Raw genomic sequence first — 15045 nt, 5'->3', positions numbered from 1 at the left:
CTCCTATGGCAAAGTTTTGTTAATTTTTTTCCATTCTTCGTACCATGAAATGTACGGTGCGATTACAGGTACCGCTGTCATTTTTCCCCCGAATCCCATATAACGATAAACAAACATATTCAGATTTGTAACTTTAATAGAGTTTAATAAGTCGACATTAATGTTTTTCACATATTTCTGAGCAAGTTCAGCTACAAGTTTATCTCTTTCTTTATCGAACTTTTTTTGTTTTAATTCGTTACGAATTTTTTCTTTTAAATCAGAAAAATCTTGAACATTCACAGTGTCTGGGCGTTCTATTTTTTTGTCTAAAAGTTTAATAATAGAAAAACCATCTTTTGTTTCAACGGGTGCAAAAATTTCACCTACATTCATTCTCTCAGCAGTATTTCCAATTTCATCATACATTGAGGATGGGAAAAATCCAAGCTCGCCGTTTTTTTCGGCTGCCCATTTCCGTTTTGAATATTTCCGTGCAAGTTCTCCGAAATCTTCACCATTTCTTAGTTTGTTCAGAAGAACTTCAACTTGTTCAAGACTATCGACTAAAATTTCCTGGACATTTACAAAAATGACTTCTTCCGATTTAATGCTTCTTTCTTTGATGTAATTCTCAATTTCAACATCAGTGATCTGGATATTGTTTTTCAAGGTTAATGTGTACCAGTTTGCATAATAGAAGTCACGCCACATATCAATATCTTTTTTGACTTCTGGTTTAAGATGCAAGCCCTGCCTGAACCCTTCCTCTGCAAGATATTCATCCTCTAAAAAATTTTTGATTGCTTTGTTTAATCTTGCGGCAATATATCTTTCGCTTGAAACAGTTACTGTAAAACCTTTGAATAAAAGTGATCTCAAAAATTCACTGACCGTTGCATTCCTATTTTCAAGCTTGATTAAAACCTGATTTTTCAACTCACCCAGCTCATTTTCAATTTGTCTTACATCTTCAACATCAATAATGTACTCATTATTTCTGACAGGATTTTGGTTTTCAAATTTCCATTTAAATCTTTTTGCTGCAGCATCAACAAATTTCCAAAAAACTTCTCCATCAGCCTCGCCTCTTTTTTTCGAGAAAAATTTTTTGAAATATTCTTGATAAAGTTTTTCTTCGATTCTTTGTTTGAGAATCTTTTCTGCTTTTCTTGCTGCATCACTGAATTCTTTTGGACCAAGCCCGACTTCGAATTTTGAACTGTCTACTTTGAAAATATAATACCCAAGAGTTGATTTTAATGGATAAGTAAAATCTCCCGGCTGAGTTTTATAAACAACATTTTCAAAGTCTTCGATTAAAGTCCCGTATGTTACTGGCATCGGAAACTTCTGGTCTTCACTCTCAGCTCTTGTTGATAATATTGAATCGAAATTCGATCCGCTTAAAAGCTTATAAAAGATTGAATATATTTCGGAGGAGTCGGGATCAAAAATATATCTGACAAATAATGTTATTTGGCTTTTAGCGATTGCATTGTTTAATTCGTTTTGGTCTATCTTGATATTCCCAAGAATTTCTTTCCTGTAAAGAGCATCTCGCACTATCATTTTCTCGAGATTATTAAAAGTCTGATTTAAGTCGAAGCTTGTATCAATTTTTATCTCATTGCCATAAATCGAAAGTAGTTTTTCTGCCATTAATGTTTTCAGGAATTCAAGTTTCAATTCATTATCAATGTATCTGATGTTTCTTCTTGGCCAGGGTGTAAACTCAAAACGAGTTACAAATTCATCAACAGTTATGACTTTATTGCCCATGTCAACTAAAATTGAATCTTTCGATTGAGCGGAAACATTTTCCGCTGTGAAAAATAATGCTGCAAAAATTAAAAATGCCAAAATTTTCTTCATGGTGAATCCTTTTACTAACCATTTATAAGGAAAGATGCGTGAAACTTCTTTTTTATAGTTTATGTAATCAATTCCGAATATTTTTTCTAATTTCTTTTCCTCAAAAATTGATCCAATATAGAAATACAAAATTATTAACAATAAAGTGACAAAATAAAAGACAGTCATATAAGGTCTTAGTGCCAGAAATAAAATCGAAAATAAATAAATTGGATGCCGAGAAATTCTATAAGCTCCGTTAATTTTTAATTTATAGTTCTCATCAAATTGATCATTGTAATTTCCATTAAAGTATCTTTTTATTTGACTTAAACCAAGAAATTCTTTCCAATCTGTATTTTTAGCAGACCAGAGTATTCCGATAAGAGATAATATTTGAAAAATGTATACAATTAAATCAAAAGGATAAGGGATTTCAAATACAATTTGATGTGGCTTAGGAGCAAAGTAAAGGAATAAACCAAACGAAATTATACTTAAAAAATTATAGCCCATTCTATAAAAAGCGATTAAGTTCCCAAATTTTTCCCTGATAAAATTTTTAATTCTGAGACTTGCAAGCACCGAATGGATGATGGCAAATATGGAAAAGAAAAAAATAATTTGAATGATTTCAATAACAAGCTGCATATTAATTAAATTTGCCGTCGGAGTTTAGCAACAGGGATACCAAGTTGCTCCCTGTATTTGGCAACGGTACGGCGGGCAATTTTGATGCCTTCCTTATTTAGAATTTTAGCAATTTCATCATCGTTATAAGGATTACTTTTATCTTCGTTATCAATTATTTCTTTTATTCTGATTTTTACATTTTTGTTCGAAATAGCTTCTCCGTTTTCGGTTTCAAGCCCTTCTGAGAAAAAGTATTTTAATTCATGAATTCCAACGGGTGATTGCACATACTTACCATTAACGACTCTGCTTATAGTTGAGATATCGAGATTGAGCGGCTCAGCAATATCTTTATAGATCATCGGTTTAAGATGTTTCTCACCATACTCAAAAAAGTCTTTTTGCTTTTCTACAATCATATTCATAACTCTAAGCAATGTTATCTTCCTTTGCTCAATGGCATCAATAAACCATTTAGCAGCGTCCAGTTTCTCTTTAATAAATTTCTTGAGTTCTTTTTCGTCACCTGATTTAATCTTTTTTAATTTCTTTTTAAAAATAATCTCATATTCAGGATTTATACGAAGTTGTGGTATATTTCTGTCATTGAGATAGACAACAAATTTATTATCAACTTTTTCTACAATTAAGTCGGGAGTGATTTGTTGTAAATCGGTGTTAGTTAATGTTCCTTCACCTGGTTTTGGATTTAAATGTTGAATTACATTCAAAGCTTCTTTAAGTTCTTCGCGGGTAATTTTTAATTTGTTTTCTATTGATTCATATCGCTTTGAAGTAAAATCATCAAAATGTTCTGATAAAATTTTCCTTGCAATATTCTTTACTTTCGGGTTTATATCTTTTTCTTCAAGCTGGATAAGTAAACATTCTTGAAGATTTCTGGATGCAATACCAAGTGGTTCAAAGTGTTGAATTTGTTTTAATAACTTTTCTGCCTTTTCGTAGGGAATTTTGATATTTTCAAAGAGCTCAAGATCCTTTAAGATATCTTCTAGATTAACAGCTAAATAACCATCTTCATCAATATTCCCAATAATCTCTTCGCCTAATCTGAAAAGATCTGGTGAAAGGTTTAGCAAACTTAATTGGTTTAATAATTGTTCATAAAGACTTTGTTTTTCAGGTGATGGTATTTCGATTACTTCTTCATCTCCACCTTGATAATCTGGAGAGAAAGACTCAGGATTATCATTCATAAAATCTTCGATTGTAAAAGATTCAATTTCTTCAATTTGATCCTCGTGCTGATCTGCTAAACTTTCTGTTTCAGAGGAAATTCTATCTTCTTCCTGAGTTTGAATGTTTTCTTCAATAGGGACTTCTTCAAGAACAGGATTTAAGTGTAATTCTTCTCTGATTTTTTGTTCAAGTGATAGGTTATTTAATTGTAATAACTTTTGGTAGAGAATTTGTTGTGGAAGAAGTTGAAGTTGTTGAGATAATTTCTGATTTAATGTTAGCATAACTCATTTTTTCAGTTTATTAATAGCCTGTTTTAATTTTTCAAACCAACTTTTACCGTATAAACGTATCAAAGAGTCCTTACAAAATTCATAAACGGGTATTTTCGAATCAAGTCCACGAGTCAAAGCAGCTTCACAGATTGAAAGAAACTCTGCTCTTAAAACATCACTGCCAAAATTTATTTTTCGAATTGGGAAAAGATGACAAGAAATTGGTTTTCTAAAATCAATCTCACCTTCTAAAAAAGCTTTTTCAATTGCACATTTTGCAATATCACCATCATAGTAGACAAAAACACATTCTTTATCTTCAAATGTCCTTGTATGATAAAATCCTTTATGAACCTCGTAAGGTCCGTATTTTTGTAAAATTTGAATATGTTTTTCCGGAAGATACTTGAAAAGCTTATCCTGAATTTTTACTAGAATATTTGCTTCTTCAAGAGTAATTGGAGCGCCATAAGCGTTTTCAATTGTACAACAAGCACCTTTGCATTTCTCAAGATCGCATTGAAAGTATTCATCAATCACAGTACTGCTAACGGTTACATCATCTACTTTAATAAAATAAAGATTTTCTTCGTTCATTGGGTAAAAATTGATTAATTGAACTTTTTATTGATTTTTTGGAGCTTGAATTTGCAATTTAAAGTAAAATGCTCGGATGTCAAAAGTTAAATAATTCACTAAATTTGATTTCGATATGAAGAAAAATAATGATACAATTTGTGCTGCAATAACCGCCTATGGAATTGGCGCAGTTTCAATAGTTCGAGTAAGTGGTCCTAAAGCACTCGAAATTGGTGATAAAATATTTGTTGGCAAACATAAACTTTCTGATTCGCCAACTCACAGGATATATTACGGTCGGTTATTAAATAACATTGATGATGTACTAATTTCTGTGTTTAGAGAACCACATTCTTATACTGGGGAGGATTCAATAGAGATTTCACATCATGGAAATTTTTTGATCACAAGAAAAATCATTCAATTACTTTTAGAAAATGGAGCAAGACTTGCCGAACCGGGTGAGTTTACAAAAAGAGCTTTCCTTAATGGTAAAATAGATTTGCTTCAAGCGGAAGCAGTGTCCGAAATAATTCAATCAAGGTCGGACATTGCTGTACAAAGTGCTCGAAAGCAATTGGACGGAATTTTATCCGATAAAATCAGAGAAATTAAAAATTACCTGGTCGAAGTAATTGGACTACTTGAACTTGAACTAGATTTTGTTGAGGATGATATAGAATTAGTTGATAAAACAATTTTAATTGCAAAGATTGAAAATATTAAAAATCTCATCGATAAATTGCTATCAACTTTTAATAGAGGCAAATTAATTTACGAAGGTATCAATGTTTTAATCATTGGAAAGCCAAATGTTGGTAAGTCAAGTCTTTTAAATAAAATTGTCAATGATGAAAGAGCCATAGTGAGCGATATTCCAGGAACAACAAGAGATGTAATTAAGGAAGAGATATTTATAGATGGAACTCTCTTTAGATTTTTTGATACCGCTGGTTTGAGAATTTCTTCAGATGTAATTGAGGAAGAAGGCATAAAAAGAGCAAAGAATCTTGTAGAAAAATCAGATATAATTCTTCATCTTGTTGAGTTTGATAACCTTGAAGAACAATTAAACGATTTTGGAATTTATGCATCAAATAAAACGGTTTTTAAAGTATTGAATAAATCAGATTTAATTTCAGATGAACAACGAAAAAATTTGATGCAGTATCAAAACATTATTTTGATTTCTGCGAAAACGGGTGATGGAATTGATAAATTATTTGAATTGTTTAAGAACTACGTAATTGATCATCAAATTTATTCTGAGGATGTTGCTGTTATTTCAAATATTAGACATTATAATTCATTAAAATCGGCCCAAGATGCACTTTTAAATGCTAAACAGAGCTTAATTGAAAACCAATCAAATGAATTTGTTGCAATAGATTTAAGAAAGGCTGCAAATTCACTTAAAGAATTAACCGGAGAAATCACATCCGAGGAAATTTTAAACTCAATCTTTTCAAAATTCTGCATAGGTAAGTAAATTTTTCACGTGAAAATTTAAGGATTGCTTTTATGAAAGAAAAGTATGATATAATTGTTATTGGCGGCGGTCATGCCGGGATTGAAGCTGCCGCAGCAGGTGCCAATATGGGACTTCAGGTTGCTTTAATAACTATGGACAAAAAGGCAATAGGCAGAATGTCCTGCAATCCTGCGGTAGGAGGAACGGCAAAGGGACATTTAGTAAAAGAAATAGATTCGCTCGGTGGTTTGATCGGTCAAATTGCAGATAAAACAGCAATTCAATTTAAGATGCTTAACCGATCAAAAGGGCCAGCAGTCTGGTCACCGAGAACACAAAATGATCGCGAACTTTATTCTATTGTAGCATTACAGTTACTTTCTGAAATCAGAAATCTAGAAATTTTAGAAGGAATTGTCACAAAAATTTTAGTGAAAAATAATAAAGTTCAAGGTGTTGAACTTAATGGAATTAAAATTTTCTCAAAAGCTGTGATAATAGCTGCAGGGACTTTTTTAAATGGTAAAATGTTCACGGGCAGAACTCAGATGGAAGGAGGGAGATATGGCGAACCTAAGGTAACCGGGTTAACTGAAATGCTTCAGGAAATCGGTTTTGTTAGTGGAAGATTAAAGACAGGAACTCCACCACGACTTGATAGAAAAACAATTGATTTCTCTGTAATGGAAGAACAAAAAGGTGATGAGGAACCATCTTTCTTTTCTTATAAAACAACATCTTTTTCTTTACCGCAAGTCTCTTGTTTTATTACATACACAAATCAAAAGACTCACGATATACTCAGAATGGGATTTGTAGATTCTCCGCTTTTCACTGGAATAATAAAGGGTGTTGGACCTCGTTATTGCCCATCAATTGAGGATAAAATTTATCGATTTAGTGATAAAGAAAGACATCATTTATTTCTGGAGCCTGATGGGTTAAATACGGATGTTATTTATGTAAATGGTTTTTCATCAAGCTTACCAGCAGATATTCAATTAAAAGCTATACGAACAGTTCCAGGACTTGAAAAAGCTGAGATGATCAGGCCAGGATATGCAGTTGAATATGATTTCTTCCCACCATATCAAATTGATTTGACTTTAGAGACCAAGCTTGTTGAAGGATTATATTTTGCTGGTCAAATTAATGGAACATCAGGTTACGAAGAAGCTGCAGCACAAGGAATTATGGCTGGAATAAATGCAGCACTTAAAATATTAGGCAACGATCCTTTAATCTTAAAAAGACATGAAGCATATATAGGCGTTTTGATTGATGATCTTGTAAATAAAGGCACTGATGAGCCATATCGAATGTTCACTTCAAGAGCAGAATATCGATTAAATTTAAGACAAGATAACGCGGATAGAAGATTAATGAAATACGGATATCAACTTGGGTTGATTCCGGCCTGGGCATATGAACAGGTACTTAAGAAAGAACAGGAAATTAACAGAATACTGGATTGGTCAAATAAAATATATTTAAAACCTGAACAAGTAAATGACTTACTTAGAAAGTATGAACAAAGCGAAATTAATCAGAATGAATCAATCTCGAAGTTAGTTAAAAGGAAAGATATTACATTATTAGAACTGCTTCATCGATCGGGATATAATTTTATAAACGATCAAAAAATAAGCAAAGAGGCAATTTTTCAAGCAGAGATTGAACTAAAATATGAGGGTTATATAAAACGCCAGAATGAGGATATTCAAAAATTTCTTGAAAATGAAAATATCACAATCCCTAAAAATTTCGACTATTCAAAAGTAAAAGCGCTTTCCATGGAAAGCAGAGAAAAACTCGAGAAAATCAGGCCTTCTTCTTTTGGACAGGCAAGCCGAATCTCTGGTATTAGAATAACTGATTTATCAATCCTTTTAGTACATCTAAAATAATTTTTCACGTGAAAAATCTTATAGACAAATTCGATGAACTTTTAAGGTTAAACTCAATAGTTTTGCCTGAGAATTCCAGGCTTGTTTGTCTTAATTATGTTGAACAATTGTTAAATTTTAATAAAAAAATAAATCTTATCTCAAGAAAAGATGAAAATAACATCATTGAAAGGCATATTATCCCTTGTTTAATTTTTTCAACATTGTTCAAAGGTTTTGAAGGGAATGTTCTGGATATTGGGACAGGCGGCGGATTGCCGGGGATCCCATTTTCAATTGAAAATCCAAAATCTCGCATTACACTGATAGATTCAATCAATAAAAAAGTATTGGCTGTTAAAGAGATTGTTCAAATAATTGGATTGGACAATGTTGAAGTTGTTTGGACAAGGGCAGAAGATAAAAATTTTATAAAAAAATATGGAAAAAGTTTTGATTTAATTATCTCAAGAGCAGTTGCCGATTTGAAAACTCTTATATTATATTCTTTACCTCTTTTAAAAGCAAAAGAATCAAAGATCGCAGTAATGAAAGGCGGTGATGAACTTGATCAAGAAATAACAGAAGCAAAAAAGAGATTTAATTATATTGTGGTTCAAAAAATTCCTTTAATTTATTTACCAGAAAATCCAGATAACATAAACAAAAAATATATAGTAATTGTGGAGAGGATAAATGGAAGGAAGTAAAAAAGTATTTGAAGAAATAAAAAATCTTCTTACTGAACAAAGAAATCCAAACAGTATGGATATCGATTCAAAATCAACAACTGAAATTCTTAGAATTATAAATGAAGAAGATAAAAAAGTCCCATATGCTGTTGAAAAGGAAATACCATACATTGCTCAAGCAGTTGAATTTGTTGTCGATTCCTTCAAGAAAGGAGGACGACTTTTATATTTCGGGGCTGGAACAAGTGGCAGGCTTGGTGTTGTAGATGCGGCAGAGTGCCCTCCAACATTTGGGACTCCTCACGAATTGGTTCAGGGGTTCATTGCAGGTGGTCGTGAAGCTATGTTTGTTGCACAAGAAGGTGCAGAAGATAAAGAAGAAAATGGAGCCAATGATGTTTTAAAAGCAAATGTTACATCAAAAGATACAGTTGTAGGAATTGCAGCAAGTCGAAGAACTCCCTATGTCGTCGGTGCAATAAAAAAAGCTAAAGAGTTAGGAGCAAAGACGGTTTTTATAACTTCTAATCCGAGAAAGGAATTTAATATTAAAGAGGTTGATGTTGCTATTTGTCCAGAGGTTGGTCCAGAGGTAATTATGGGTTCGACACGAATGAAAAGTGGGACAGCACAAAAGTTAATTCTTAATATGATAACCACTACAGCAATGATTAGAATTGGTAAAGTTTATGAGAATATGATGATTGATTTACAGATGACAAATCAAAAGTTAGTTGAACGTTCGAAACGAATTGTGATGATTATTACCGGCGTCAGTTACGAAGAAGCAGAAAAATATCTAAAAGAAGCAAAAGGAAATGTTAAGACTGCTCTTGTAATGATTCTTGCTAATGTAGATTATGAAGAAGCAGTTCGCAGACTAGAATTAAGTGATGGTTTTGTAAGAAAAGCTATTGAAGGTAAATTTGATTAAGGCTTGAAATACTTAGACACAATAAAAATAATTACAAAATATCATTTGCTATTTGAGCCAATCATTCAAAGATTGGAAGGGGAAAGTACATTCTCGATTTTAAAATTACCATTAAGCTTAAAAACATATCTTACAATTGAATTATTCAAGAAAGATTTCACACCATTTCTAATTTGCGAAAATTACATTCAAGCCCGACAAATAAAATCTGAATTAGAATTATTGGGCTTGGTAGAACAATCTATCCTTTTCACCTTCGAGCAAGAAGATATTCATTCGTTGAGTACAGAAGAATTTTTGACACAAATTCAAAAAGATAAATTTATAATAGTTACCACTCCAAAAACATTAGATATTAAAGTCCAATCAAAAGACGTATTTGAACGCAATCAAATACTAATTAGTAAGGATACCAAACTATCTTATAACGAACTTATTCAATTGCTCGAAGAATTAAATTATAGCCGACAAAAGTTCGTTGAATCAAAAGGAGAGTTTGCAGTTAGAGGTTCTATCATTGATATCTTTTCTTATTCCCACACCACTCCAGTTAGAATCGAATTTGATGGGGATGAAATATCATCATTAAGACTATTTGATCCAGAAAGTCAGAGATCTTTTCAAATTATTAATGAATATCCTATTTATTCGACCAATTTAAGTGAATTTGTCGAGAAGGATAGTTCGTTATTTGACTATGCCAGTAATCCGATATTAATTACAAGGGAAATATTTTTATTGGATCGGGCAGATGAATTACGAACTTACAAACTGATCGTTGAAAAAGAATTTCATTCAAAAGAGTTAATTGATTTTAGGATTCGCTCCATTCCATCTATTCATAAAAATTTAGAAATACTTGAATACGAATTAAAAAAATTAGTTAAGGAAAATTATCGAATAGTTATTACATCTGATCAAGAATCACAATTGCAGAGGGTGAAGGATCTATTACTGGAATACTCAGAATTTTTCCTTGAAAGAATTGATGATGGTACAATAAAATTCGAATTAATTCCCGTTCTTGATGGGTTTATCCTTGAAGAGAACAAAGTTGCAATTTTTCCTGAGCATCAAATTTTTGAAAGACCTTTCTTTATTTCTTCAAGATCAGTTAAAAAACCAAAAACATCTTCTACACAATTCTTAAAAACGATTCAAATTGGCGATTATGTTGTTCATTCAGATTATGGTATCGGGAAATTTCTTGGACTTGAACAAATAAAATTTGATGATACAACTCATGAAGCTATTAAAATCGCTTTTGCGGATAACGACATAGTTTATGTAAATATCAATTATCTTCATAAAGTTAAAAAGTATTCTTCAAAAGAAGGAGCTGTTCCAAAATTATCAAAACCTGGAACAGCTGAATGGAAAAACACAAAAGAGAAAATAAAAGAAAAGATTAAAGATGCAGTTCAGGAGCTAATTCGACTTTACGCTGAGAGAAAAGCTTCTAAAGGTTTTAAATTTTCAGCGGATACTGTCTGGCAAAAAGAACTGGAAGCAAGTTTTTATTATGAAGATACCCCTGACCAGATAAAAGTTACAGAAGAAATAAAACGAGATATGGAATCGGATTTTCCAATGGATCGTCTAATTTGTGGTGATGTTGGGTTTGGAAAAACAGAAGTTGCTATCCGTGCTGCATTCAAAGCAGTGATGGATAGTAAACAAGTTGCAGTACTTGTTCCCACGACAATTCTTGCTGAGCAGCATTACAATACTTTCAAAGACCGTCTTGAGAAATATCCAGTCGAAATTGCAATACTCTCAAGATTTATTAAAAAATCAGAACAAACCAAAATCGTCGAGAAATTAAAAAAAGGTGAGATTGATATTATAATTGGAACTCATAGACTTCTTTCATCGGATATTCAATTTAAAGATCTTGGTCTTTTGATAATTGACGAAGAACATCGATTTGGAGTCCTTGCAAAAGAAAAAATTAGAAAAATTAAATCGAATGTTGATACGCTTTATTTAACAGCAACACCGATACCTCGAACTTTGAATATGGCATTAAGCGGATTAAGGGACATTTCTTTAATTACAACTCCGCCTCCGAACCGCTTGCCAATAATTACGGAAGTAATGAGATTCGATATTAATAGAATTAGGGAGATTATAAGATTTGAAATAAGCAGAGGCGGTCAGGTATTTTTTGTCCACGATAGAGTGAAATCAATTCAAAAAATAGCAGATTATCTGCAATCCCATATTCCTGACGCGAAGTTTATAGTTGCTCACGGTCAGATGAAACCATCCAAGCTAGAAGAAGTGCTGCATCAATTCCTTTCAAGAAAATATGATGTTCTTGTAAGTACTAAAATAATCGAATCAGGCATCGATATTCCTAATGCAAACACAATCATAATCAATCGTGCTGATAGATTTGGACTTGCTGAACTTTATCAGCTTCGGGGGAGAGTCGGACGGACTAACAAACAAGCTTATGCATATCTTGTTGTTCCATCTTTAAAAACAATTACGAAAGACGCGATTCAAAGAATTCAAGCACTTGAAGAATTTTCCGAACTTGGAAGTGGATTCTCTCTTTCAATGAGAGATCTGGAAATTCGCGGCTCTGGAAATTTGCTCGGTACAGAACAGAGCGGATTTATTAATGCAGTTGGTTTCGATATGTATATGAAAATTTTAGAAGAGGCAGTGAGTGAAATTAAGCAGCAGGAGTATCCTGATATCATCAAACTGACACTTGAAAAAGAAAATATAGAAACTACTCTTGAAGTATTTTTCAATTACACAATTCCTGATGATTACATTTACGATCAGGAAATTCGGCTTAATTATTATTCAAGAATTTTCTCGTCAAATAATTCATTACAACTTGACGAAATCGCTTATGAAATGCGGGATCAATTTGGTGAATTCCCCGATAGTGTGATTAACCTTTTTGAAATTGCTAAAATTCGTTTACTCGCTCAAAGTGCATTTTTTGAGAAAGTAATAATTCAAAAGCATCGAATTGCTTTAAGTTTTCCGAGAAAAGAAAAAACGCAATACTATGATTTATATTTTAATGAGATTATTAATTTCATTGTCAAATATTATGGAGATAAGAGTCAGCTTAAGGAAATAAAAGACAATCTATTGATTGAATTCAAAATTGAAGTAATTAGTGCATTTCAGTCTATGCAATTTCTACGCAAGTTTTTAAACGAGATAATTCTTATAATCGAAAGAGAAAAGAATAAAGATGCTAAAGAATTAATAAGGAATTTCGGAGTTAATTAAAAAATGAAAAAAGTAGTTATAATAGCTTTTTTGATTTTAGCTCTCTGGAATAAGCTATTTGCACAACTTTATTCTTTCTCTGTTAATTTAAATGGCAAACCATCTCAATTGATGATACGGGCTTATCAATCAAATGCAACTTTTATTGCAATTGAAGATTTACTTAGTGTTCTTGAAATACCATTGAATTTTGATTCAGAAGTTTTAAGAGGACAAATTTCGCTGAACGAAGGCAACTTATTTATTACAGCTTATAATCCATTTTTGTTTTTTGTTCAAAACGATGGGAAAAAGTTTACTATTCAATTGCAGCAGAATGTTGATTATAGATACGGAAAGTTGTTTATTCCAGCAAAAGGCATATCAAATTTCTTAAATAAGTATACATCAATTCAGGTTGAGATCAACGAAAAAGTTTTTTTAATCAATATCAAATACAATAAATCAGAGAGAAAATTAGCCTCTTCAAAACCAGTTGAAAATATCCCACAACAAATGGTTACATCTTCCAGAGCAGATGTGAACTTACCGCGGTCTTCCCAAATAACTTATGAAACATCTCCGCCAAAAACGAACTTTGATTTGTATGATTTTACCATGGAAGAGAAAGCGAATGGATATATCCTCAGAATAAAATCCAGGAAACAAATTAAAAGTGTTTCGAAAAATCTGTCGGGAAATTTTCTTTATTTAAGAATTCCTAACTCAACAATTGATACTGATAGATTTAATACTGAATTAAGTTCTGGTATAATTTCAGCAGTCAACTCAATTCAAAATGGGAAAGATGCTGATTTGAAGATTACATTAAGAGAAAAGATTCAATCTCAAGAAATAGTCAGTGAAAAGAAAACAAATGATGTTTTGCTATTGTTACATGTTTCATCGGATATTATCAAGAAATTAAAAGAAGAAAGCAAGAAAATACTTGAGGCAAAAAATAAAAACTCCAAGTTCGATGTTATAGTAATTGATGCTGGACATGGTGGGAGGGATCCAGGCGCAATTGGTTATCGAGGAATAAAAGAGAAAGATGTAAATCTTGGAATAGCTTTAAAGCTGGGTAAATTACTCGAGGATAAATTAAAAGATGTAAAAGTTATCTACACAAGAAAAGATGATCAATTTGTTGAGCTTTATCGTCGTGGACAAATTGCAAATGAAAATAATGGAAAATTATTTATCTCGATACATTGTAATTCAACAGATGATAAGCCTGGATTAAATAAAGGCTCAGAAGTTTATATACTTCGACCTGGAAGAACTGAAGATGCAATTCGAATTGCAGAAAAAGAAAATAGTGTAATTAAGCTTGAAGAAGGTTATCAGGAAAGATATAAGTATTTAAGCGATGAGAATTTTATTTTAACCGCAATGGCGTCAACAGCAAATGTAAGACACAGCGAAAAATTTGCTGAACTACTTTCAGAAAAATTTCACAAAAGTTTGCCTCTTAAGCATAATGGAGTTAAACAGGCTGGATTCTTTGTCCTTGTTGGTGCATCAATGCCGAGTGTATTAATTGAGACAGGTTACATTAATCACCCTGAAGATGAGCTTTATTTGCGAAGCGAAAAAGGTCAACAAGAAATTGCAGAAGCAATTTTCAAAGCTGTAGTTGATTACAAAAATTATTATGAAAAACTCGCAACGAAATGAGTTCACTTTTTTGTGAATGATACTTTAAAGAGTCACTTTAAGAATTATTGGTTAAGTTATCTTTTATCATTTGCGGCAATTTATTTCCTTCTTAATCGGGGCAACTACACTTTTTTGGATTTGATAGATTTATTTATTCATGAACCAGGTCATTTAATTTTTGGTTTGTTTGGAGAATTCATTCAATTTCTTGGTGGGACTTTAATGCAGATTATTTTACCGTTTAGTGTTGGGGTTGTATTTTTTCTAAAAGGTCAAAGATATCTTTCTCAAATTTTTTTCTTCTGGCTCGGTCATAATTTTATTAACATAAGTGTTTATGTTGATGATGCAAACAAGATGAAACTTAGAATTATCGGTGGCGCTCATGATTGGAACTGGATATTAAATAAATTAAATATTATTGAATATGCTGAAGAGATTGGTTATGCGTTCGTAGCAATGGCAATTTTTAGTTTCCTTTTTATGTTTTTTGTTCCTTATTTTATTCGTGATTTTGAGTTTGATTAAAAAACCAAATAATCAAAAATATTTTTAATAAATCATTAAAACTTTGAGATTAGTAGAAATTTAAAAAAAAAGAAGAAGAGTTCCCGTTCATTCATAAAAATGTACAGAGATT

At 31.9% G+C, this 15045-nt stretch carries 10 protein-coding genes; 7 read left to right on the top strand and 3 right to left on the bottom strand.

The window, feature by feature from the left end:
- Nucleotides 1-3: 3 nt before the first annotated feature.
- The 3 genes from HPY57_05810 to HPY57_05800 all read right to left on the bottom strand — a co-directional run bounded on the left by HPY57_05810 (nt 4) and on the right by HPY57_05800 (nt 4538).
- Nucleotides 4-2349, bottom strand: a complete 2346-nt coding sequence (locus tag HPY57_05810) for a hypothetical protein (protein ID NPV11292.1) — start codon at nt 2347-2349, stop codon at nt 4-6.
- A gap of 140 nt (nt 2350-2489) precedes the next feature.
- Nucleotides 2490-3950, bottom strand: a complete 1461-nt coding sequence (gene rpoN / locus HPY57_05805; protein NPV11291.1) for an RNA polymerase factor sigma-54 — start codon at nt 3948-3950, stop codon at nt 2490-2492.
- A gap of 3 nt (nt 3951-3953) precedes the next feature.
- Entirely contained in the window at nt 3954-4538 is a 585-nt protein-coding gene (locus HPY57_05800) for a DUF3109 family protein (protein ID NPV11290.1), read from the bottom strand.
- 115 nt (nt 4539-4653) lie between these two features.
- Between HPY57_05800 and mnmE the strand changes: the two genes are divergently transcribed.
- The 7 genes from mnmE to HPY57_05765 are packed head-to-tail and all read left to right on the top strand — an operon-like array spanning nt 4654 to nt 14933.
- Nucleotides 4654-6009, top strand: a complete 1356-nt coding sequence (mnmE, locus tag HPY57_05795; GenBank protein ID NPV11289.1) for a tRNA uridine-5-carboxymethylaminomethyl(34) synthesis GTPase MnmE — start codon at nt 4654-4656, stop codon at nt 6007-6009.
- A 32-nt stretch (nt 6010-6041) separates the two neighbouring features.
- Complete coding sequence (gene mnmG, locus HPY57_05790; protein ID NPV11288.1) at nt 6042-7898, top strand: tRNA uridine-5-carboxymethylaminomethyl(34) synthesis enzyme MnmG; 1857 nt, start codon at nt 6042-6044, stop codon at nt 7896-7898.
- Nucleotides 7899-7906: 8 nt separating this feature from the next.
- Nucleotides 7907-8587, top strand: coding sequence for a 16S rRNA (guanine(527)-N(7))-methyltransferase RsmG (gene rsmG, locus HPY57_05785; protein ID NPV11287.1), 681 nt, complete (start codon nt 7907-7909; stop codon nt 8585-8587).
- Nucleotides 8574-9503, top strand: coding sequence for an N-acetylmuramic acid 6-phosphate etherase (gene murQ / locus HPY57_05780; protein ID NPV11286.1), 930 nt, complete (start codon nt 8574-8576; stop codon nt 9501-9503). The genes rsmG and murQ overlap by 14 nt, the downstream gene beginning before the upstream one ends.
- Before the next feature lie 3 nt (nt 9504-9506).
- A complete protein-coding gene (gene mfd / locus HPY57_05775; protein NPV11285.1) occupies nt 9507-12764 on the top strand; it encodes a transcription-repair coupling factor in 3258 nt (1085 codons plus the stop codon).
- A 3-nt stretch (nt 12765-12767) separates the two neighbouring features.
- Nucleotides 12768-14423, top strand: a complete 1656-nt coding sequence (locus tag HPY57_05770; protein ID NPV11284.1) for an N-acetylmuramoyl-L-alanine amidase — start codon at nt 12768-12770, stop codon at nt 14421-14423.
- A gap of 12 nt (nt 14424-14435) precedes the next feature.
- The gene (locus HPY57_05765; protein ID NPV11283.1) at nt 14436-14933 is read left to right on the top strand and encodes a hypothetical protein; all 498 of its coding nucleotides are present in this window, start codon (nt 14436-14438) and stop codon (nt 14931-14933) included.
- The last annotated feature ends 112 nt before the right edge of the window (nt 14934-15045 follow it).

The organism is Ignavibacteria bacterium (genome assembly GCA_013177855.1).
Lineage (GTDB): Bacteria > Bacteroidota > Ignavibacteria > Ch128b > Ch128b > Ch128b.
Note: the sequence above shows the minus strand (reverse complement) of the source record. Positions and strands in the feature narration are given on the sequence as shown.